Genomic DNA, 21,394 nt, shown 5'->3' on the forward strand with positions numbered 1-21,394 from the left:
GATGTGCCGACCTTTTGGGAGGCCCATCAGGTATGCATTGTTGTGTGCTGCCTTCCTATTCATTCTTCTTAGCTATATAGAATCCATAGCTGTAATAATCCTTGTATTTTTGATATATCTCTATTTCAGCTTTGTTTTCTTCAACGACTTTTCTCGCTAGCTTAGAATTATTATTTCGTTTAAGAAAAAGTTCAAACCTTTCTTCCATTGGTTTGTAATATTTTTCTGTCCAACTATCTTGATGCAAATAAAAGTAACCAACAAGACTATATCCATTACCTTCTAAAACTTTTATTTTATTTGAAGCTGTATTAATTTCAGGACATTCCTGTTTCCAAAAGTCTGCTATTTCATTTGGTCGAGAATTGGTTATCCAAGTTATTTCACTAACGGCCAAATAGCCACCTATTTTCAAAAATTCTTTCCATTTTTTCAATCCATTTTCAAATCCGATATTGTAAATGGCACCTTCTGACCAAATAATATCGAATTCTTCTCTGCTAAATGGAAGGTCGTCCATTGATTTCTCAAGCGTTCTGATTTTTTCTTTCAGGCCTAATTTTTCTGATTTTTCATTTAATTCAGCTAAAAATTCCGGGAATAAGTCAACTGCTGTAATTTGCCCGTTTATATTTTTTGCGAGTGTAAATGTCTGACCACCTGAACCGCAGCCAATATCAGCAATTTTTAATTTTTCCTGTTTCGGAAAATTCATAAATTCAAGAGCCTTCAACGTTTCTTTTTCGCTTCCAGGCCCTTGTCTTTCAGAATTCTTATGAAGGTCTATTATTAATTCTATTTCTGTCATATTGTGATTGTCTTAGGTTGCACACAACGTTTAGTAATCGAGTAGGCAAAGGGAATTTAGCCCTAAGCCTCTCACAGAACCGTGCTTGAAAGTCTCCCTTCACACGGCTCTTGTTGTACAAATCTAAGCTATAATGTTTATTTGGGAGAAGTTCCAATGGTAAAACAAGGTGGGGTATTGACTCCGTACTCTTGCTAACCATTTGTAACCTTTCTTAATACTGGTTTTATATCGCTTATACCTTTTCCTTGCCCACCAAACCAATCGCTTACTCAACAATCTGAAGACTTTCGTAAGTTCATACATTTTAAATTTACCATAGTAATGAACCCATCCTCTAATCATTGGATTTAGATATTGAGCTACTCCAACTATGCTTTTAAACGTAAGCTTATTTACGTTTAACCCGGATTATGTAATAGGATTCGTAATGAGTGTTGTAATCGCAAGAAAATCAGGCTATTTGGAGACTGAGTCATAGCATTGCTATGGTGAAGTCGAAAATAGCAACGAAGTGGCTGATTTTGAAGCGATTTCAGCACGTAATAGATTTTCTATTGCATATTTCGGGTTTAACTCTTCAAGTTTTTCTGCAATTTGTTTTCTTGAACTTATACTTATGGCACAGTCATATCCTATAAACAGCTTCCTCTTTTTCTTAGAGTAGGCGGTTCTAGGCTGAAAAGAATATCCCAAGAAATCAAACTTAACAGTTGGGTATTTTTCTCTTCTTCTAAAATCTCGACAATAGACAATCTTTGTCTTCTGTGGGTGTAGTTCCAACCCTACCGATTCCATTCTTTGATGTACCAATCGTAGTATTCGTTCTGCATGGGATTTTGTGTTACAGTGTAGTATCACATCATCGGCATAACGTGAAAAAGCTACACTTTTATCTTTCTGTTCTAACCATTTATCAAAAGCATAATGTAGAAAGAGATTTGCCAACAATGGACTGATTACTCCGCCTTGTGGTGGTCCTTTTCCTTGTTTTTGGATTAGTTCTCCTGATACTGTAACAACGGGTGCTTCCAACCATCGTTTAATGTAGAATTTTACCCACTTTTCGGGTACGTGTTTCTCTACGGCAAGCATCAGTTTGTTGTGGCATATATTATCAAAGAAACCTTTGATGTCCAAGTCAATTGCCCAGTCTTTCTTCCAACAGTTCTTTCGTACTTCTGTCAATGCCTGATGGGCATTTCTATTTGGCCGATATCCATAAGAGTTCGTACTGAATACTGCCTCTAATCTTGGTTCAATGAACATTTTGACCACCATTTGACCAACCCTGTCGCTAATTGTAGGTACACCTAATTTTCGGACTGAACCGTCTTTCTTTGGTATTTCCACTTCTTTGACCGGTGGCGGGTAATAACTCCCTGATGCCATTCGATTCCAAAGTTTGTACAAATGTTTTCTGCGGTCAATATCAAATTCTTGAATACTTATCGCATCAACCCCCGCACTCCCTCTATTGGAACGCACTTTTTGATAAGCCTCCCAAACCATTTGGCGACTTATCGGTATTGATTTTGTTTCATTCCATAAATTCATCCTCACTTTTGTAAGTTGTTTAATAAAATGTAACGGTACAACTTAACCCCTTTGCTCCATTTCTATTACAGAAATCTCATCACTACTACGGGTTAATCTGTCTCTGCACACACTATCGGTATTCTACCTCTAGGTTGATCTTATTGTGTATTTCCCTTGGCATTTGTATGCAGTTTCCCAAGTTCCTTAAATAAGCCTGAATAAAGTTCCCCGAAAATACGGGGCAGGCTTTGCCATCTGAATGACGCCAGCCTTACAGAAGATAAATAGGTTAACTCTGTAATTAATGTTATCACTAACATCACTTTTAACTCCGTATCATACTTCGTAGCTTTTGGCTGGAGGTTCCTACTTCTCGACACCTCTTCAATGGTTTACTTAAGTTTACCCTGAAAATTTCTCAGGGTTCAACTCCTTTATTCGTACCTGCTAACCTCAAGGATTAGATTCTCCTAAACGCTCAGTACCACAACTGTTAATTGCAGCACATTTAGGTGGTTTAGAGCCATCTCCTATAAAACGACCCTGATGGACCTACCATCATCTTATTTAAAGCATTCAACCTTTTATTGCCGTGGTTGATTCTTGGCACACTATGAATCGTAGCTTTGGATTGAGCGATAGATTTGGGCGGCTATGATTTCATACATACTGTTGTGTGGCATTTTCATTAGTCCAAATATTCTTTTTTTAGATAATCATAAAACTCTTTTTCAAATGTCTTTATTGATAGTCCAAGGCTTTCTTGAATGTTTCCATTATTGGCCATTAGTTCAACGACCTTTACCCATCCCCATTTTGTATCTATAAATTCAATGAGGTAGTAACCTAATTGATATTGAAATTCCCCATTCCAATTAATCTTTTTAAGAGATGGAAATTTTTCTTTTTTTAAGTAATCGAGTTGATCTATATCTTCCCATGCACAACAACCCTTATAGAGTGCCACACCTTCCCAGAGCCATTTTGGAATTTTATTGGGATCACCTACTTTGTTCCAGTGAATGATATGCACATACTCATGAATAAGCAATTCGTCAGAAATTGGTTCATCCAATTCAGTTTCAAGATAAGTTGGTGATACTAATTTTATCTCATTTTCTGTCCAAACTCTTCCTTTTTGCCACTCGGGTGCTCCAGGAGTTAACACACCGTTATGGTACGAAGCAAGATCAGGGTATAATTTGTACGTTGTGATTGGTATGGATTCACTATTAAATTCTTCTAATAATTTATGATGAAGAGATTCAATTTTTGAGGAGAAATTTTTGACATAGAGTTCATCTTGTTTACTGTAAACAAATCTGAAATTATCTGTGTGGAGTTTTTGGGTCATTTGCTCGTCAGCGTCAACAGCCAATTCATCTAATTCCGGAATTCTATATCCGTACAAATCAGTAGGCCATTCTTTTCTGGGGCGTATAACTTTGAACTGGTCTAATTGATTGTTCTTAAATGTCAGTACTACATAATAGGTCGTATCGTCTTCATTAATGTTTGGAAGATCACTTTCATTGTAAACAATATTGTAGCTCAATTCTCCGTCTGCATAGGGTTCAAATTTCCTGTCAATATCTGAATCATAGATGGTGTATAATTGACCTTCCTTTAAATACCATCTACTCTTAAAAAATGGTTTATTGGGTTTGACACCTACATTGTAATAACCAACAAATTGATTCAGAGGTCTTATCTCGTTACCTTCATTAGCATTTTGAGAAAGAAGGTCTTGACTGAGTATTACAAGTAAAGAAAAAAAGATTGCCTTCATATTTTCTGATTCATTCTAATGCCACAGTAGAGTAGAGCCTGATAGCCTACCCTATTTAATTACCTATAAAGATAATAATAAGCAGTAAAGAATCAGGAACCCTTCATCAAACCGTACCCCGAAAACACGGGGCAGGCTCCGAATAAAAACGGGGTAAACAGTGAACTTTTCCCTCATACGGCTTACCGATAGCCTTCTTTATTTGCTTTTCACAGGATTCTACCCAGCATATGTATAATCCATGAGCTAAATGAATCACCTCTGCTTTCTCTTCATATTTGAACAAACAAATAGCGACATTTAGAATCAACTACCTATAAATTCAGCCGAATAGGACTAAGCCAGTACTGAAAGTATCGATTCTATATTCGCTTCTCTAAAGTAGAGCCCCTTTCCTATTATGGTTTTTGTTCACACTACAATCATAGGTACTATGGGCTTCTCCGACTTCTCTTGTACCCTTGCTGAACTTCGCTATGCTTATATCAGCCCGTTTAAGGTTGCCAACCTTTGAAACAAGAGGCCTCCCACAGCCTGCCCCGACTTTTCAATCGGGGTTCCGTAGTAATCCATCTATAACCACGCCACCCCTATGACTCCGGTAGACCATTGCACTTCACATTACTGTTAATCCATGCAATGTTCCAGGGTTTGAGACCGTCAAAACGCTCCCCATCTACAAGTACACTTATCGAAGCTACTATGGGTTCACGCTTACGCATTTTAGCTTGCACATTTGAGCATACCGAGCTTCAGCGAAACCCTCACGAATTTAACTGTCGGGAGCTCTTCTAAATGAACAGCAAATTATTTAGGTAGGATTTACACCTACTGGATTACCACAGCTTCGTGGCACACCAACGGTTTGCATATGGCTTGTGGCGGTTTCGAAGAGCTTTCCTGTCCGCCCGTGATGATCTTTGCTACGGAGCGAAGACCTTGCTGATAGCCGTTCACCCGCCATAAGCTATATGTGTGTTGTTGAACGAATCCTGCTAAGGCAGGAAGCCGGCTTTATTGCCGTTTCTTCCCACATTAGACTTATCGTTAATATTCAACACTTTAAGCTATGAAAAAAAAAGCAATCTATCATTGAAAAAGCCTGTGAAAATGTTCCGGGATTTGATTTACAACTCAAAAGGCTCCGAAGATCGATAACCATTAGAAGTAGGGGGAAAACCAGCTTCCCTACTTAAAAGGTGCCCTTCTTGCAAAACCGAAGAAGTGCATACAGTGGCATGTTTTGACCAACGGGGGCCACCAGCCAACTGGTTTAATAAAATCAGGAAGCAAAATAATGAGCCCCAGCTAGCTTAATGGGACAGGTATGTCCGAAACGTGAAAACTGCCTAAAATTCACTCCAAAACCCATTACCTAATGAATAATAGCTACTAAACCAAAGAACCCTAGGCCATAGAACAAATAAAATCAGTAAATTTTCAATCACCCAATACTAAAAAAACAAAAGGAGAAAACCATTCCCCATAGTAACCCTAATTCCCAACAACCTGTACTGGTCCCTGAGCACGGCCCCTGAGCCTGCCGAAGGGATCCTGAAGATTTCTAAGGGTTCAACACTGCATTCAGACTAGGCTGTTCCAGCCATCAGAATGCTTAGTTATTATGGGCTGGTTTTATTATGTCCAACCAACAGTTTTTTTCCATTCCTCAATTTCCTGTTTTCTTTTTTCAAAGTCTTTCGGTGGCGATTGTTTATTATTTTTAGCTTGTTTTCTTATAATTTTAGTTTGTTCTTCAATTGAATTAAGTCCAATAGATTTTCTCCTTTGATTCACTTTTTTCAAGTCATCAAAAGTATTAGGGCTCAATTCTCCGCTTTCATCCCAATCAAATTGAGTTCCATAAAGTTGTGGTTTATTCTCAAAAACTGCTATTCGGTCAGTCAAGTACGCTAAATATTTTGAATTGGCTATATTTTGATGAACAGCAATTTCTAATAATTTCACACATTTTTTCATAAAATTAGGTTGTCCGATAGAATGTTGTATTATTAACCAAGTTGCTTCATTTGCTTCTTTGCCAACTTTGTCAAGCGTTGGATAACCTATTTTGTTTATTATTTCATTTAGAGTTTTGGCATTTTTGTTGTGAATTTCAGCCATTTCTTTATTGTAGCCTTCACCAAGTTTTCCACTTTCAATTAGCTTTTCACGAAATTCCAAATCAGCATTTTTCAGTTCAATTATTTTTTCTGCAATTTCGTTGTAATTCATTCTGCTAATTGTGTTGTGTTCAACTTGGCCATAACAATAGGGTATCTACTGTTTGAAGAAGACAATATAAGGACTAGTTACGCTTATTCAAATTGATAGATACCGTTTGGCGGTAAGAAATCGTTGCGCATTTAAAAGCGTTTCAGTATCAAGCCGCTAAGCCGTTTGTTAAATGATATGTTGTTGCAATTTAGCACTTTCTGCGCAATGTTTTTTACCGCGTGTTACCAACCGTTATTTATTGTCATTCAGTTCTTTATATCTTAAATTCAATTCTCTATAAATTTCTTCATATTGTCTTATACCGTACGAAGAATCAATTTGATAGGTGTCATGATTATTAAATCTTAAAATCAAGACATATCCATTTCCTCCAAATCTTGAATAACCTTGAATCCGTTTCCAAGAATTCAAATCCGAGGATAAACTATAAAATTTTCGAAATCGAAATAATCTGTGCACACTAATCTGGTCTCCATTGACTTTTATTCTAATCCATTTGATTAAAACAGAATCAATGATTATTAAAACAGGAATTCCTATCAAAACAATTATTAGCAGAATAGTTTTCATTTCAATATCTATTAGTCATTCTCATTTTAAAATGATTCATCAATAGGTTTATTCGAACCAATTTTATAAGTCTCTTTCTGACCCATAGATGAAGTTATATATCCGTACACAACTTCTCTCTTTTTGGTATTGCCAATATAATATTCTATTTCAAGTGTGCTATCTCCGTTTATTCCAATCCAAACAATTTTCTTTTCATGTTGGTCAAGTTTGTCAATTGTTTTAGGTTTAGCTTCAATTATTTCAATATTTTCAATTGTCTGACCAGTTTCATTAACAAAAGTTATTCTTAGTGTATCTGTAAGAACCACAATAATGAAAAAGTAGAAAATCGCAATTGGAATACTTGCCAAAATTAGTGCAATCGAAATTCGTTTCGCTTTCACAAAATTTCTGTCAGGAGAAAAGAATAAAATCAGTATTAGTCCAATTATACTAAGAATTCCTAAACCAACAATTATGAAATAGCTAACAACAGCAAATTCAATCGAGAGTGTAAAATAGAAAGTCATGACCATAATCATACCGATCATAAAACTCAATATCGCTATCAGCTATCCAAATCGTATATGTTTAGCAGTTCGTGTCATCATAATGGTTGGTAACGTTCCGGCTAAAAAGCATTGCTGTCCCGCAGGGCAGCTATGATTTTTTAGCCATTGTTGAACTCAACGTAAGCAAACGCCCATCCCCCTATCAATAGTTAGGTTGGGGTCGTTTGGTTAATTTTCCACCTGTGGGGCAACAGGTCGGAGAATCTGCCTTCATAGTTCATGTCGTTTAGTTTCCTCAGCACGTCGAGCAGCCAGTCACGTGGATTGACTCCATGCTTTTTGCAGGTGGCGAACAGGGAGTAGATCATGGCGGCGTTCTGGGCGGTGGCGTGGGTGCCAGCGAACAGGTAGTTTTTCCGGCCCAGGGCGATCGGCCTGATGGCGTTTTCTATCAGGTTGTTATCGATCTGCAGCTGTCCGTGGGCGGTGTACAGTTTCATGCTGTCCATGAGTGGGAGTGCGTATGCGATTGCCTTTCCTATTGGGGAGGAAGGGAGCACCTTGGGGTACTCGGCGAGCATCCAGTCGTGGAGCTCCCGCAGTACGGGCTGGGATTCGGCCACCCGCTTCTCGACGACGAGGTTTTCTGACAGGGGCGGTTCGGCTTCCCTGATCTGTTTTTCCACCGCGTACAGTTTGGCGATATGCGTCACCGCCCAGGTGGCCCTTTCCCTGTCGTAACCGGCGGCTTCGTCGAATTTGCGGCGGATATGGGCCATACAATAGTAATGTTTTATGGCCTTGTTGTTGCCAAACAGGCTCTGGTACACCTCATAGCCGTCTGTTTGGACCACTCCGGTATAGTTGGCCAGCATTTCCGCCGGGCCGGATTTGTTCCTGCTGGTCCGGTAGTCAAAGATTACCAGCCCATCCGCGGGTGCATGGTATGCCCAGATGTACCCCCGGTGGGTGGAACCCTTTTTCGATCCGTTTTCAAGCACCTGCATCCGGGTTTCGTCCGCCTGCAGGTAAAGGTTAGCGAGCGTTTCCCGTTTGAGTGCCTTGTAGAGGGGGGTGAGTGCCCTGCAGGCCGCGTTGGTGTTGTCGATGAGCGTGGAGGCGGGGATTTCGAGCCCTATCCGCAGGAACATCTGCCGCTGCCTGTAGAGGGGAAGGTGGTCGACGAACTTGGAGGTGAGCAGATGGGCCAGCACGGATTCGTCAAAGAGTCCCCTGTTGACGGTCCTGGAAGGGATGGGGGCGATCAGCACGCCCTTTTTGTCGGTTTGGGAGGGGTCGGTGAGAGCCCATTTCCTGCGGATGATCCTGCGGACCTTAAAACTGGCGGGCACCATCACCAACACCTCCTTGGTCTCCTCCCCGATAACTTTGTAGCCTTCAAGGTCTTGGTTGGGGTCTATGATCTCGATCTCCCGCTCCAGACTTTCGGGAAACACCATGCGGGGACGGCGTGCGGCTGCCTTCACGCGCTTGCGGCCCTGTATGTCCTGCTCGCGGTTGTTCTGCTCTGCCTCGGTGGCGGTAAGCTCCTCGGAGGCCCGCAGGTCGGCATCCCCGGCGCCCAGCGGGAAGATGCCCAGCTGCCCGGTTACCCGGTTGTCTGATTGACCCGAGGCGAACTTCCTGTACCGGAGTTCGGCCGCTTCCATGAGTGCGAGCTTGAGTTTGAGTTCCGTTTCCAGGAGCATGCGCGTGCTTTCGGCCAGCTGTTTTTGGCTTTCAAGGTAGAGCGTTTTGTAGTCCGTTACGGCTGTGTTCATAGTATAAAAATAAATACAAAAAATGACTTTTTGGCATATTAAGGGCATTTTTTTACAATCTTTTTCGCTTTTTTTTCAAGCGGAAACACTCCTTTCATACCGTCTTCTGAGCTGTACGGAAGCCAGCTTCACGCCCTGAAGAACCAGGCTCAGCTCCCGGGAGGATATTAACAGTTTCCCGTTTTTGGGACGCTCGAAAGTACCCGCCTCCAGGCGCTTGATGAACATGGCGTACCCGTCCCTGTCCCACTGGAGCAGACGCAGCTGGTTGCCGCGCTTGCCGATGAAGATGAACACGTCACCCGAAAGGGGATCAAGGCCCAGGTTGTTTTGTACAAGGCCGGCAAGGGAGTAAATTCCGCAGCGCATGTCAACGGGCTGCTGGTATAGAAAATAGCGCGCCGACGAGGAAAGGAACAGCATACCCTGTTTACGACATCAGTGTCCTGAGCCATGCGGCGTCCGGCAGGCGGTGAAAGGAAAGGCTGGCACCGTTGGGGAAGTTCAAGACCACAACAGGATCCGGTCCGGGGCCGTTGACGCGCAACTCAGTAAAACCCGTATCCGCATTTCCTTCCTGCCCAAACTTTTTGGACCAGTATCGGAACGTGGCGTACTTGACTGAGGCTTGCTTGCAGAACAGACCGACGGATATACCGCTGGCCTTCCAGTCTTCATATAGGGAATGATAATAATCCCTGGGGGAAATAGTTGTTTCTTGTTTCATGAGGGCAAAGGTCTGGAACTGCTACCAAAAAAAACAGATGGGGGTGGGCGTTCGCTTACAACTCAACCTCCGGTAGCTAAAGGTTTACCATTGGTATATTGCTCATCAACAAACGCTTATAATGATGAGCAAAATACATAAAAATTACGGATGGCTCAATAGCCGGCCCAACTCAGCTAAAACTTTAACCCGAAATATGCAATAGACAATCTATTACGTGCTGAAATCGCTTCAAAATCAGCCACTTCGTTGCTGTTTTCAATTTCACCATAGCGGTGCTATGCTAAAATCTCCAAACAGCCTGATTTTCTTGCGATTGCAACACTTCCCGTAAACACGGGACAGGCATCACCCCTGACTATCGTCAGGGCCAGGAAATCCTATTACATAATCCGGGTTTAATAGATAAGGCCAAACGTGAAGTGCTTGGATTTGCCCTCCATATCCAAAAGTGTGAAGAGCAAATTACCATCAAAGCTTATGCTGAAAACACTGTTTTCCGGGCAACTTTTATGGCGGAGCTCAGAAAGAAAATGTCTGTTGCACAGCATATTGCTAAAAAAGTTTTCCAAACCAAATGGGTAGTATACGCCAAGCGACCTTTTGCTTCTCCAAAAACAGTGGTGGAATATCTCGGAAGGTATACCCACAAAATAGCCATATCTAATCACAGACTTAAAAAGGTTGATCAGGAAAATGTCACATTCATTTATAAAGATTACCGACAAGAAGGGAAAAACAAGCAGATTAAATTAGGGGGAAGTGAATTCCTGAGAAGGTTTTCTTCGCATAACTTGTCCCGAGAATCGGGATTCTTCCTTCTGGCTTTGTTAGAATACGCCATTATGGTTTCTTGGCATCCAGAAACAAGAACAAAGAGCTAAATCTGGCAAAAAAAGACCTCAACCAACCCAAATGGCAAAAAGTTAAATACTCTTGGGTACAGATTGCGAAGGAAAAACTCAATTACAATCCTGAAAGGTGCCACTGCTGTGGAAATGAAACGCTTATTACAACCAAGCTAATCGCCCCAGAGCGAGGACCTCCCTTACGCCAACTTAAAAATGCATAACCTTGCCAATAATCACACGCTATCAAAAAGGCTTTACTGGAAGCCCTGGAACACCTATGTCTTAGGTTTTTTTAGACCTCAAAAATCAATGAATCAAGGATTTAAAAACGCTACTAGGCAATCAATTCGTCTACTTTTTAATAATTTTACTGCCACGTAATTCCCTGAATTACCCAACAAAACCAATCCAATCCCCATAGAAGAAAGCTACCGGAGGCTGAGTCCAATCCCGATCGATCGGGACTACAATGAACCGAAGCCTTACTTCGCATCATTGTAGCTTAATTGTTGGAGTGTTTTTTGCAGAATGTGTTTTATCTAATTCTTTTGCTATTTCGATTGCTTCTTTCACAACCTCTTTTGGGTATTCGTTAATTTCAAGTATTCTAATTGCGTTTCTGTTTTTTAATTTTCCTGTCTTTAGTTTGTAATCAAATCCTACACTTTTGTCATTTACTGTTTCACTAAAATGATACAGTTCATATTCATCCGAAAGCATATCTGTCAATTCTATGTCATGAGTTGAAACCAATATTTTATTAATATTCTTTGTTAAAGCAGATAAAACAGATTTTCCAGCAGAAATACGCTCTACTGTATTCGTGCCTTTAAACATTTCATCTAAAAGAAACAGATTTTTATGTTCACTTGCGCTCTCTTTAAGCATTTCCTTAATGGTTAATACTTCTTCAAAATAATAACTTTTATCGTTCATTAAATCATCACTAATTCGGATTGCCGAAAACACTTTTAACAAAGGAAAATTCATTGATTTAGCAAAACAAGTATTAATTGTTAATCCAGTTATTACATTCAGTCCAATAGCACGAATAAAAGAAGTTTTTCCAGACATATTTGAACCTGTAAGAAGTATTGATTTTTCAGAAATTTTTATACTGTTAGTTGTACAATTAAAAATTAAAGGATGACTGATGTCTTCAACAATGATTTCATCTCCATCATTAATAATTGGCAAACAGAATGTTTCAAGACCGTTTCTTAAAGACGCTATCGAAATTAACATATCAATATGTCCAACAAACTTAAAAACATTTTCTATTTCTTCTCTTTTATCATTTAACCTTCTTAAAACTCCAAATAATAATAAAGGCTCAAGCAAAAACATTGTTTTAAAAATCTCAAATATAAGCCAAGCTATGATTTCAAATTCTCCTTGAAGTTTGGCTTCGAGTTGAAAAAATGACATCCTACTTTTAACTTCATTTATTAATTTAATTGACTTTGGCAAGTCAGGATTTATTTTTTTAAATAATGGATTGGTAAATAAATGAGAAGCGACATTATTAAGTCTTAAAAGTTGCGGAATTGAACTTACATATTGAATTAAATTATTTTTGTTCCAATAATGAAGCACAAAATTCACGCAGAAAACCCCTAATAGAACTATGAAAAATATAGGATTGAAAAACCCTAAAATCAATAATATTAAACTCGTAAACGATAATAATTTTATAACAAAAAACCATTTTGGTGGTTTTATATGCTCTTCTTGAAATAACGTACTTATGTAGTAGGCATCTTTATGTTTTAATTTTTCAATCTTTTTTTGAATCGAAATTCTTAATTCAGGATTTTCCGATAACTCGGTTATTATTTCTTCGTTTAGCTTGGTTTGCTTTTCATTTACTTTTATTGTCCGAAGATTATTATAAAAGTATTGTTGACCAACTTTTGAGTTAGTTCGGTCAAGAAACATAAACAAGTCATCAAAATCCAAGTCGTTACAAGTTTTGTCTGATAATACTTGGTATGCTTTTGAATTATCTTTGTTCCTAAAGTATTTTTCAATACTGTCAAAGTCAAAGGAATCATCTTTCAGTTTTCCAAATGATTCTTTTAACCTTTGATTTAACTCTTTTTTTCTATTGAATTTTATTTGAGAAAAAGTGTATTTAATTTGAAATATTATGTCTTTAATCATTAAACAATTAGTGTAGGATTTCTATTTAATGTTACAAAAATATTCAGTTTATTAATCATTTGGTGAATTTTAACGAGGTGTTTTTACATTCTGACTAACGTTACAAAAAAACCTTCAAATTGGCTCAATTTCGAGCCCAAGGTCCTCATTAGTCAGACCGAATTTATCGATTTGTTTCTTTATCCGTTTAACTAAACCCAATTTTCTTTTCTGATCTAGGAAGAGATAGCCTTCCGGATTAATATAGGGAACTCCCTTCACCACCATATTCCAGATGATAACCGCCAGCTTACGGGCAGTGGCACTTATAGCCGAAACCCTTCCTTTTCTAAAGCTTATTCTATGGAAGAAGTCTCGTAGTGGTGTAGAATCCTTCAGGTTCCCAATGGCATTGGCAGCATTCCGTAATGCGATTTTCAGTCTGTTGCTTCCTTTTGGAACTTTACTGGAAAGTACTTTTCCCCCACTTACTTTATTGTTAGGTGCAAGCCTCAGCCATGATGTAAAATGCTTGGCTGTTTTGAATTTCCTAATTCCTTCAAGGCCAACCTCACTCATTAGTGCCAGAACAGTAGAATAACTCATCCCTTCAATTGCAAGCAGGTCAGTACCTTCAAACATTTGATAGGACTTCAAATTAAGATCAATGTCCTTTGGGGTATTTTTGTTGACTCTTTTGTGGGGCTTCGCATCGATAAAATGCTGTCGCTTATTGTCATCGGAATTGATGATTTCATTTAGCATCTTATCAATTTCCATATCGCACTCATTGATTTTATTTTGGAGGTGGTCGTAGGTATCCAGTTCCTGCTGGAGTGCGAAAAGGTAATCTTCCTGCCATTGGTCTGCAAGGCTTTGGCTATCTCTTCTTCACTTTTCCGGCAGTTTCCGTGCCTGAGGGAGGCTAGTTTTCCTGGATTGGTTTCACCATCGCAAATGGCCCTAATAATCAACAGGCCGGTCAGCCCACAGATATCCTTGACTACTACGTCCAATCTCAGGTTGAGCAACCTAAGGTTCTTTTGCATCTTCTTGGATGTAGAGGCGGCTAATTGAAGTAGATTAGCCCTTTGCCTGCAGTAGGTCCGGAGTTCTTCTGTCTTACCATCAGGCAGAAAACTACTGGTCAAAAGCCCTAGCGTATGCAGTTTCTGAATCCACTGACAGTCCTTTATATCTGTTTTCTTACCTTTGATGTTTTTGGTAAACTTTCCATTACAAAGCACCACATGAAGCCCTTTGGAAATCAAAACCGCATACAAGTTTTGCCAGTAAGTACCGGTACTCTCCATGGCCACTGTTTTGACATCTTTTTCTTTTAACCAATCTGCCAAAGCGAACAGATCCTGATTAAAGACTCCATATTCACGCACATCCTTTTCGGATTGCCCCACAGCCACCCAATGGGAGCGACTGCCTACATCGATACCCGCAGCCTGCGGATTAATGACTTGCATTGATACAAATTCCTGTTCCATAATGAGACAACTTAGGCTCTAAGGGGATGTGCTTTTGGCAAGAAAATATTCTGAACAGCCTGTCCCGAGCGCAGCCAATCGGGAGGGTTTCCGGTAAAAACCGGAACCGCCACTAAAGTAATCGCAAGCATCCCAACCAGGATTGCGCCCGTGCTTTCCGAATAATCAGAAGCAACAGTTTAAAAATCGGCCTTACAAAGAGCCTTACTAATTTAAGAAAATGTCGGGATGATGCAACACCCCGTTAGCTTTGAAAGTAAATGTGTTTCATATATGGAGGATTACTGGCAACGTTAAGTATATGAAACGTTTGAGTCCCGAAGGGCGAAAATGTTTTCATATACAGTGTTGTGCTTTCGTGCTTTTATTTTCTTTTTGATTGCCGTTGATGTCAACGCCATTTTCCTGGGAATACACCTTCCATGTTTTCATTAAGTCCTTAAATTCCTGGTCCGAGCAAATGTCAAATCTTTTCAGTGAATGGTACATTGCTGTAATGGTCACCCCGGTCAATCTTCCTTCATGCCTTGCCTCGCAATTCGGACACCAAATCATAGGTGGTTTGACATTGTGTTCCATTCTTATTTGGGACAGCTTTTCATTTAGGTCTTTCACCAGTCCAAATTGTTCGGGAATATTCAAGTCATTCTTCCATGACTGTTTTAACCTTGTAATTAATTCTGGAAACCAGGTTGTATGTGATTGTCCACTTGGCATATCATTCCATTGCTGATTCGTTAAGGTCTAGCTCCTTAAAGTCTGAGTACAAGGATTCCATTTCCTCATGCGTTATTCCATATGGAAATCCACAGGAAGTATAGCCAGCAATAAAGGCAAATGTCTCATCAATGGAAGGTTCTTTTTCAGAAGATAATTCTTTTTCTTTCAGTTCTTTTCTGCGTTTCAGGGCTTTCGCCAGATTTTCCATCGATCTCTTTATCTGATTCTCATATTCCTCCGTAATTGGGATTCCTAGCATTCGCAGTTCTTTGACAGCGCAAAGCTTGTCAACTGCATATCTTTTGCTATATGCTTTTACGACATACTTTCCGGTATAGCTTTCTAACCATTTTTTCCCTGATGCCAGTCTACTCGGCCTACTCATTGTCTTTCTTTTTGGTGTATTCCTTTTTTCTTCTTCATGTTTTTCTGCATGAGGCACAACAATAGGGTATCTAATGTTTGAAGAAGACAATATAAGGACTAGTTACGCTTATTCAAATTGATAGATACCTACTGTTGTGTTGAGTTTTTCTTTGCCTTGTAAAACAAACCCTTCTCCTCCCGCTCCTGCGGGCATCTCTAAAGAAAAACGGAGTTGGACAAACTTTACCTATTTACCTGTTATCTATCAGGGTTTTATTTCCAGTTATGGATTTTTATGCTTGGATAAGAACCGTTGCTGGAAAGTTAGCAAACAAGCCAACTACTCCATTGTAATTGTTTTTGATTTTTACCCCTTATTCCTTGACTTTCTGAAGGATAAGGACTAACTTCAATCAAGTCTTTGAGACGTTCTCGACACGTCTACAAGTGATCACCACTTGCACGGTCTCACCGCAAAGACTTGAAAGCCGGCTTACCGCCTTCAAAACAATTACAATCCCTCCCTTGCTGAAAACCCTGTAGATTAACCTAAAAGTTTGTCAAATTCAATACAACGGTCTGGCTATGAGCAGTTGGGGATTTTTCGCTCTTACTTTTCAGTTTAGCACAGACCTTTATTTAATGTTTTGATTTTCGACTAAGCACTTAAACCCCAATTGCTTATAGCTGTTGTTGTGGTGTCGTATTTTTTTATTCATTAAACTCTTTAGGGTATTCAACCATTCCATTTACTCCTTTTAGTCCGTCTTCAACCAACTCAATTACCATACAATTCTCTTTCGGAACTTCAAACGGCAATTCTATTCCATACTTATCAGCTTGTTCATAACCGAATCTTGGATAGTAATTTTCGTGTCCAAGTAAAACGATTGATTTATGTCCTAATTCTTTAGCTTTTTTATGGGCTTCGACTATCAATTTCCCGCCAATTCCTTTTCCTTGAAATTCAGGTAAGACAGAGACAGGTGCTAAAGCCAATGAGTCAAATTCGTTCGATTTGTTTTTAATCTTAAGTTTTGTCAACAGAATATGTCCAACAATTTTGTTTTCGGTTTCGGCTACTATTGAAAGTTCGGGAACAAAAGCATTTGACTTTCTCAATCGTTCCACTAAAAACTGTTCCTTTTGGTCGCTCATTTGTTCATTTTCAAATGCCTTTTCTATAAGGTTAAAGACTGTTTTAAAGTCTTCTGTATTTTCTTTTCTTATCGTTAATTTCATTTACTTTTTCAGTTTCTTATGCGTTCCTGTTATATGCACCACAACAATAGGGTATCTACTGTTTGAAGAAAACAATATAAGGACTAGTTACACTTATTCAAATTGATAGATACCTACTGTTGTAATGCCTTTTTCTTTGCCTTGTAAAAACAAACCCTTCTTCTCCCGCTCCTGCGGGTCAATCTAAAGAAAAACGGAGTTGGACAAACTTTACCTATTTACCTGTTATCTATCAGGGTTTTATTTTTGATATTTATATTTTCATTTATTAGAATCTCTGAATTTGTTGAACTACGAAATTTTAAGGCATCTAGATAAACTTTACTAATTAATTACCAGTCTCAAAATAATCTCCGCAGAATTAATTTCTCCTTGAAGAATTTCTTTGTCATTGTATAGATAACAGCTAAATTTTATTTTAATCTTGTAAGTATCCTCAGATTTTTCAACCACTGAAACAACCTCGAGTTCAGAAAATTCCCCAATCAGTTTTTCTCGAATTGGATGAAAAATGTCGGTTTCTATTTCTTCCTTATCTACAATTTTTCCATACTCTAACTTAAACCCTTCTTTGTCAGTGTCAGATAATTTACCAATAGGGAATAAATTAAGAACTTTTTCTTTATTAGTTACTTCTGTTTCTGGTGTAATAATTAAAATATATTTATCTCCAATCTCAAATGGATATGTAGTGAATCCAAGGTCATGTTTTCCAATAGGAGGTTCATCCGAATTGGAACTGCTGCCTGTATGAATTTGATAATTATCTTCATCAGCATTTATAACTACCAAGTCATTATTTACGGTACCGGAGAAATAATATTCGGAGGAAATGGAAGGAGCAAGAGGAGTAAAGTCATCTTCATTGCATGAAAAAAAAGCTAATAGAATACTAAGAATTAAAAATTCATATTTTTTCATAATAATGGATTTAAGTTAATTGATTCTTATTGCCGAATTTTCAATGACCATGCCAAACATAAGAACGAAATTAAAATCATATAGACTACTTGCATTTTACAACATTGGGCATAACGGGTTAGTATAACGATTGTTGCGTTTGGCGCAGCGCGCTGAGGGCAGCAGCGACAAGTTCAAATTTATCTTCTTAGTCCAAATTCATCAGAGCTGTGTGTGACTCAGAAGGGCAAGCATTACGTCATTTTTCAATAACCAATATAGTTAAATATTTGCAGAGAATATCAAATAATTCCCGCAAGAGCAATAATCGTTATACGTTGTTGTAAGTAGTTTTTATTCCCAGTTTTCTTTAAGTCGATACACTTTTCCAGATTCCTCTAATTCATCATCTAAATTATCGTCAAATTGAAAATTTTGAACTTGCCATTTATCTTTTGGTTTATAGAAAACAAATGTAAAGCGCATTGGTTGTCTGTCATATTTTATCATATAACTAACAAGTTTAAAACTCTTTCCAACACTTTTTTCCGTGATTTTTTCGTATCCGTAATAATCTCCAACTAGTCCAAGAAAATTAGTCAATTGTGATTTTACATTTTCAATTCCGTCTTTATTCCGGTCTATCACCCATTTGTTTGTTCCGAATACATAATCAACTGCTTTTTGAGGCGACTTTTCATATGTCTTAAAAAATTCAGTTGTTATTTCTTCAGTCGTTACTTGTGCTTTCACGACATTTATCGACAAAACAATCACGATTAAAAAAGTCAAAAGTTTAATTTTTCTATTCATTTAGTGTGTTTTTAAATTACTTACAACAATTGTATAACGCTATGTTTTGCTGGGGAGTTGCGTATATATCTATTATAACCCCCTAAACTAACTAAATACTTCTGAATAAAAAACCCTTTATGGCCTTTAAATAGGGGTTTTTAGAAAAATGATAGGTTTAATATACATTTTGCTCTAACCGTTTGGTAACCGTTTACAAACATTTAACAAACGGAAAATGCCGGAAACCTATATGTTCTCCTATATCCAAGATTTACCCCCAAATAGTCAATTGCCTCTTGTAATCTCCAATCTGCTGATTTTATAGTGATTTCAACCCTGCATAAGAGAGCACAGGAAATCCTTTTTCTTGATCCGAGCATAATTCAAAAACCCTATATAACCCATCATTTTACCAAAATGCTTTACTCTTAACCTTCTCTCTTGTCAGTTTTTGGGCAAATGCTTTGGTTAAAACTTAAAAAATACTGCCAAAAAGGCGGAAATTTTTGGTTAAAAGGTTCAATTACCCACTTCTGAACTGGAATTTTGAAGTAAATAACTGCAATGGGTAGGTTCCGAAGTACCCCTCCCCACTTCTGAACCTGGAAAATTTGACCCTATCCAAAGACTTTTCCTGAAATTTTGTCCGATTTTCCGATTTTTACCCTATTTCTTGTCAGTTTTTGGTTGAATTTATCAGGTTTGAGGTGAAAAATATCAGTTCTGAACCGGAAAATTCCATAAAAAATATTCAAGCTTGTCAGTTTTAGGTACCCCACCCCTGTTTTAAGGTGGGTAATTGAGGTTTTAAACTCCAATGGGTAGGTTTTGAAGTACCCTACCCCACTTCCGAAGTACCCCTCTTCGATTCCTACGGCTTCGACAGGCTCAGCCTCCGGCATAACTGGTCCAAGTTTAACGTAGTGTAACTTGGACCCATAATACTGAAAGTTTCCAACGTTCTTAAATAAATCCTGAATTCAATCCGGATAGAAATAGTCAATAGGCTTCAGACGTTCTTCGATCCCCCCTGGCTTCGACAGGCTCAGCCTCCGGTACCACTGGTACCACTGTTCCAAGTTTAGCGAAGCGTAACTTGGACCCACAATGCTGAAAGTTTCCAACTTTCTTAAATAAATCCTGAATTCAATCCGGATAGAAATAGTCGGGTGGTTTCTAACGTTCTTCGATCCCTCCGGCTTCGACAGGCTCAGCCTCCGGTACGACTGGTACCACTGTTCCAAGTTTAGCGAAGCGTAACTTGGACCTACAATGCTGAAAGTTTTCAACTTTCTTAAATAAATCCTGAATTCAATCCGGATAGAAATAGTCGGGTGGTTTCTAATGTTCTTCGATTCCTACGGCTTCGACAAGCTCAGCCTCCGGGAGGGGATTCCTAAAGCTTCGCCAGGCTCAGCCTCCGGTACGACTGGTACCACTGGTCCAAGTTTAGCGAAGCGTAACTTGGACCTACAATGCTGAAAGTTTTCAACTTTCTTTAGCAATAGACAATCTATTACCTGCTGAATTCACTTCAAAATACCCAAGTACTAAAACACAAAAGAGGTAAAACCATTCCCATACCAAGCCGAATTCCCAATACGATGAGTTGATCCCTGCGCTATCATTTACATAATAGTATTACCAAAAGTGATGACATTTTAGGTTTAAAACGATATCAGGTAAAATAACCTTAAAAAATTATCAAATGAAAGCCTACGCCATCCACCTTATTGCTATTTTAATATTGCTAACTGCATGCTGGAGTAAAAATTCAGCCCAAACCAATTCAGACGATGATTACTATGATGATGAGTATGAAGAAGGGTTTGCTACGGAATCCAGTTTTAAAAATGAACTTTCTGAAGCTGAAAAATTGGGACATACCCAAAAGTTTAAAAATAATAAACTAAAGACCCATCAATTTCGGGATGCCCGAACTGGTATTGTGGTAAGTAGCTCAAACTACCCATCCGATTGGGAGGTAATATCTAAACCTACTTACACTTTAGATCAAAAAATCCCTGTTTTTTTGACTCAGATTCAAGGCCCCAATAATCTAAAATACTTTAATACGCCTCTAAAGGTGCATATTTCCTATCAAAATCTGCAAACGTATCAATTCATGCAAAATTCTGGTACCGCAAACTTGCACCGGCCAATGATAAGTAATCACAATATTATTAATGAAGAAATATTACCACGAATGCAGTACAGTGGATTTCAATTTATAGAAAATACCAGACTGCCAAAACTAGAAAACTACCTTCAAGAAAAAATACGAGCTGAAAGTGGAGGGCAAGTTCAATTGGACATGTTATCAACAGTTTGGGAAAATAATAAAGGCCAAAAAGCTTTGGTCACAGTAGGTAAAATTTACATGCAGCAGTCATTGAGTTTTATAGATAACATGACCCTATGGATGTATACCACCGACTATGTGTTTGTTGATGAGGAGCATTTCATGGAAACCATTTCAGCTTTTGAGGATGTGTTAATCAACGCTAAAGAAAACCCGCAATGGAAACAGTATGTTGCGCAGTTAAATCAGGTACGCGCGCAAAAAGCCGCTCAACAACATCAGATAAATATGCAAAACAGACAAGCGGCATTTGATGCCCATCAACAAAAAATGAGAGGGATTTGGGCGGCACAGGATGCCAACCACGCATCGTTCATGAACCGTACATTTGGTTCTGGCAGTGATATATCTCAACAAAACTTTATCAATATGATAAATGAAGAAGAAACTGTATACAATCCACTTGATGGAAAAAATTACCAGGTAAATGCAGGTTCAACTCAATATTGGATGGATAGTGAGGGCAACTACATTAAAAACGATGAGCTATTCTACAATCCCAACGGTGGCATTAACCTTGGAAATAGGGAATGGGTTAAAGTTGAAAAGGCCTTTTAACAAAACGCTTTAG

General features: G+C 38.7%; 20 protein-coding genes and 2 pseudogenes. 3 read left to right on the plus strand and 19 right to left on the minus strand.

The window, feature by feature from the left end; all coding sequences use genetic code 11:
* Positions 1 to 55: 55 nt before the first annotated feature.
* The 5 genes from AC0L7T_RS18285 to AC0L7T_RS18305 form a co-directional block, all read right to left on the minus strand.
* Complete coding sequence (locus AC0L7T_RS18285; protein ID WP_473337305.1) at positions 56 to 808, minus strand: class I SAM-dependent methyltransferase; 753 nt, start codon at positions 806 to 808, stop codon at positions 56 to 58.
* Between the two features lie 123 nt (positions 809 to 931).
* Positions 932 to 1,153 (minus strand): group II intron maturase-specific domain-containing protein, encoded by a 222-nt coding sequence (locus AC0L7T_RS18290; protein WP_473337308.1) that lies wholly within the window; start codon positions 1,151 to 1,153, stop codon positions 932 to 934.
* 141 nt (positions 1,154 to 1,294) lie between these two features.
* The gene (ltrA, locus tag AC0L7T_RS18295) at positions 1,295 to 2,365 is read right to left on the minus strand and encodes a group II intron reverse transcriptase/maturase (RefSeq protein WP_473337309.1); all 1,071 of its coding nucleotides are present in this window, start codon (positions 2,363 to 2,365) and stop codon (positions 1,295 to 1,297) included.
* A gap of 670 nt (positions 2,366 to 3,035) precedes the next feature.
* On the minus strand, positions 3,036 to 4,136 hold the full coding sequence (locus AC0L7T_RS18300; protein ID WP_473337313.1) for a hypothetical protein: 1,101 nt from the start codon (positions 4,134 to 4,136) through the stop codon (positions 3,036 to 3,038).
* Positions 4,137 to 4,726: 590 nt separating this feature from the next.
* A complete protein-coding gene (locus AC0L7T_RS18305) occupies positions 4,727 to 4,858 on the minus strand; it encodes a hypothetical protein (RefSeq protein ID WP_473337316.1) in 132 nt (43 codons plus the stop codon).
* Positions 4,859 to 5,297: 439 nt separating this feature from the next.
* Here AC0L7T_RS18305 and AC0L7T_RS18310 point away from each other — a divergent pair.
* A pseudogene (locus AC0L7T_RS18310) lies at positions 5,298 to 5,453 on the plus strand (IS91 family transposase); the annotation flags it as partial.
* 321 nt (positions 5,454 to 5,774) lie between these two features.
* Here the strand turns inward: AC0L7T_RS18310 and AC0L7T_RS18315 are convergent.
* From AC0L7T_RS18315 to tnpA, 5 genes are all read right to left on the minus strand, one after another.
* Complete coding sequence (locus AC0L7T_RS18315; protein ID WP_473337318.1) at positions 5,775 to 6,371, minus strand: DUF6624 domain-containing protein; 597 nt, start codon at positions 6,369 to 6,371, stop codon at positions 5,775 to 5,777.
* A gap of 599 nt (positions 6,372 to 6,970) precedes the next feature.
* Positions 6,971 to 7,477, minus strand: a complete 507-nt coding sequence (locus AC0L7T_RS18320) for a hypothetical protein (protein WP_473337321.1) — start codon at positions 7,475 to 7,477, stop codon at positions 6,971 to 6,973.
* Positions 7,478 to 7,647: 170 nt separating this feature from the next.
* A complete protein-coding gene (gene tnpC / locus AC0L7T_RS18325; RefSeq protein ID WP_473337324.1) occupies positions 7,648 to 9,219 on the minus strand; it encodes an IS66 family transposase in 1,572 nt (523 codons plus the stop codon).
* Between the two features lie 75 nt (positions 9,220 to 9,294).
* Positions 9,295 to 9,642 (minus strand): IS66 family insertion sequence element accessory protein TnpB, encoded by a 348-nt coding sequence (gene tnpB / locus AC0L7T_RS18330; RefSeq protein ID WP_473337326.1) that lies wholly within the window; start codon positions 9,640 to 9,642, stop codon positions 9,295 to 9,297.
* Between the two features lie 7 nt (positions 9,643 to 9,649).
* Complete coding sequence (tnpA, locus tag AC0L7T_RS18335) at positions 9,650 to 9,946, minus strand: IS66 family insertion sequence element accessory protein TnpA (protein ID WP_473337328.1); 297 nt, start codon at positions 9,944 to 9,946, stop codon at positions 9,650 to 9,652.
* 482 nt (positions 9,947 to 10,428) lie between these two features.
* Here tnpA and AC0L7T_RS18340 point away from each other — a divergent pair.
* Positions 10,429 to 11,018: pseudogene (locus AC0L7T_RS18340) on the plus strand (IS91 family transposase); the annotation flags it as partial.
* Positions 11,019 to 11,289: 271 nt separating this feature from the next.
* Here AC0L7T_RS18340 and AC0L7T_RS18345 read toward each other — a convergent pair.
* From AC0L7T_RS18345 to AC0L7T_RS18385, 9 genes are all read right to left on the minus strand, one after another.
* On the minus strand, positions 11,290 to 12,960 hold the full coding sequence (locus tag AC0L7T_RS18345) for a MutS-related protein (RefSeq protein WP_473337330.1): 1,671 nt from the start codon (positions 12,958 to 12,960) through the stop codon (positions 11,290 to 11,292).
* A 114-nt stretch (positions 12,961 to 13,074) separates the two neighbouring features.
* Positions 13,075 to 13,719: a transposase gene (locus AC0L7T_RS18350; RefSeq protein ID WP_473337333.1), complete on the minus strand. Its 645-nt coding sequence runs from the start codon at positions 13,717 to 13,719 to the stop codon at positions 13,075 to 13,077.
* Positions 13,698 to 14,438 (minus strand): IS110 family transposase, encoded by a 741-nt coding sequence (locus tag AC0L7T_RS18355; protein ID WP_473337335.1) that lies wholly within the window; start codon positions 14,436 to 14,438, stop codon positions 13,698 to 13,700. The genes AC0L7T_RS18350 and AC0L7T_RS18355 overlap by 22 nt, the downstream gene beginning before the upstream one ends.
* Before the next feature lie 336 nt (positions 14,439 to 14,774).
* The gene (locus AC0L7T_RS18360; RefSeq protein WP_473337338.1) at positions 14,775 to 15,155 is read right to left on the minus strand and encodes a hypothetical protein; all 381 of its coding nucleotides are present in this window, start codon (positions 15,153 to 15,155) and stop codon (positions 14,775 to 14,777) included.
* 1 nt (position 15,156) lies between these two features.
* Positions 15,157 to 15,543, minus strand: a complete 387-nt coding sequence (locus tag AC0L7T_RS18365) for a hypothetical protein (protein WP_473337341.1) — start codon at positions 15,541 to 15,543, stop codon at positions 15,157 to 15,159.
* A 692-nt stretch (positions 15,544 to 16,235) separates the two neighbouring features.
* A complete protein-coding gene (locus AC0L7T_RS18370; RefSeq protein WP_125223942.1) occupies positions 16,236 to 16,766 on the minus strand; it encodes a GNAT family N-acetyltransferase in 531 nt (176 codons plus the stop codon).
* Between the two features lie 324 nt (positions 16,767 to 17,090).
* Positions 17,091 to 17,687, minus strand: coding sequence for a hypothetical protein (locus tag AC0L7T_RS18375; RefSeq protein ID WP_473337348.1), 597 nt, complete (start codon positions 17,685 to 17,687; stop codon positions 17,091 to 17,093).
* A 333-nt stretch (positions 17,688 to 18,020) separates the two neighbouring features.
* Complete coding sequence (locus tag AC0L7T_RS18380; RefSeq protein ID WP_473337351.1) at positions 18,021 to 18,479, minus strand: hypothetical protein; 459 nt, start codon at positions 18,477 to 18,479, stop codon at positions 18,021 to 18,023.
* Positions 18,480 to 19,078: 599 nt separating this feature from the next.
* A complete protein-coding gene (locus tag AC0L7T_RS18385) occupies positions 19,079 to 19,363 on the minus strand; it encodes a hypothetical protein (protein WP_473337353.1) in 285 nt (94 codons plus the stop codon).
* 806 nt (positions 19,364 to 20,169) lie between these two features.
* Between AC0L7T_RS18385 and AC0L7T_RS18390 the strand changes: the two genes are divergently transcribed.
* A complete protein-coding gene (locus tag AC0L7T_RS18390; protein WP_473337356.1) occupies positions 20,170 to 21,381 on the plus strand; it encodes a hypothetical protein in 1,212 nt (403 codons plus the stop codon).
* The last annotated feature ends 13 nt before the right edge of the window (positions 21,382 to 21,394 follow it).

This window comes from Cyclobacterium sp. 10D3-21 (assembly GCF_055809755.1).

Coding starts and splice junctions, on each gene's coding strand:
- tnpC (WP_473337324.1), bottom strand. CDS start 9,219: ATGAACACAGCCGTAACGGACTACAAAACGCTCTACCTTGAAAGCCAA.
- AC0L7T_RS18390 (WP_473337356.1), top strand. CDS start 20,170: ATGAAAGCCTACGCCATCCACCTTATTGCTATTTTAATATTGCTAACT.
- AC0L7T_RS18365 (WP_473337341.1), bottom strand. CDS start 15,543: ATGAGTAGGCCGAGTAGACTGGCATCAGGGAAAAAATGGTTAGAAAGC.
- AC0L7T_RS18300 (WP_473337313.1), bottom strand. CDS start 4,136: ATGAAGGCAATCTTTTTTTCTTTACTTGTAATACTCAGTCAAGACCTT.
- tnpB (WP_473337326.1), bottom strand. CDS start 9,642: ATGCTGTTCCTTTCCTCGTCGGCGCGCTATTTTCTATACCAGCAGCCC.
- AC0L7T_RS18385 (WP_473337353.1), bottom strand. CDS start 19,363: ATGCCGGAGGCTGAGCCTGTCGAAGCCGTAGGAATCGAAGAGGGGTAC.
- AC0L7T_RS18305 (WP_473337316.1), bottom strand. CDS start 4,858: ATGCGTAAGCGTGAACCCATAGTAGCTTCGATAAGTGTACTTGTAGAT.
- AC0L7T_RS18320 (WP_473337321.1), bottom strand. CDS start 7,477: ATGATCGGTATGATTATGGTCATGACTTTCTATTTTACACTCTCGATT.
- AC0L7T_RS18285 (WP_473337305.1), bottom strand. CDS start 808: ATGACAGAAATAGAATTAATAATAGACCTTCATAAGAATTCTGAAAGA.
- tnpA (WP_473337328.1), bottom strand. CDS start 9,946: ATGAAACAAGAAACAACTATTTCCCCCAGGGATTATTATCATTCCCTA.
- AC0L7T_RS18345 (WP_473337330.1), bottom strand. CDS start 12,960: ATGATTAAAGACATAATATTTCAAATTAAATACACTTTTTCTCAAATA.
- AC0L7T_RS18375 (WP_473337348.1), bottom strand. CDS start 17,687: ATGAAAAAATATGAATTTTTAATTCTTAGTATTCTATTAGCTTTTTTT.
- AC0L7T_RS18355 (WP_473337335.1), bottom strand. CDS start 14,438: ATGGAACAGGAATTTGTATCAATGCAAGTCATTAATCCGCAGGCTGCG.
- AC0L7T_RS18290 (WP_473337308.1), bottom strand. CDS start 1,153: ATGATTAGAGGATGGGTTCATTACTATGGTAAATTTAAAATGTATGAA.
- AC0L7T_RS18350 (WP_473337333.1), bottom strand. CDS start 13,719: ATGGAAATTGATAAGATGCTAAATGAAATCATCAATTCCGATGACAAT.
- AC0L7T_RS18380 (WP_473337351.1), bottom strand. CDS start 18,479: ATGAATAGAAAAATTAAACTTTTGACTTTTTTAATCGTGATTGTTTTG.
- AC0L7T_RS18370 (WP_125223942.1), bottom strand. CDS start 16,766: ATGAAATTAACGATAAGAAAAGAAAATACAGAAGACTTTAAAACAGTC.
- ltrA (WP_473337309.1), bottom strand. CDS start 2,365: ATGAATTTATGGAATGAAACAAAATCAATACCGATAAGTCGCCAAATG.
- AC0L7T_RS18315 (WP_473337318.1), bottom strand. CDS start 6,371: ATGAATTACAACGAAATTGCAGAAAAAATAATTGAACTGAAAAATGCT.
- AC0L7T_RS18360 (WP_473337338.1), bottom strand. CDS start 15,155: ATGCCAAGTGGACAATCACATACAACCTGGTTTCCAGAATTAATTACA.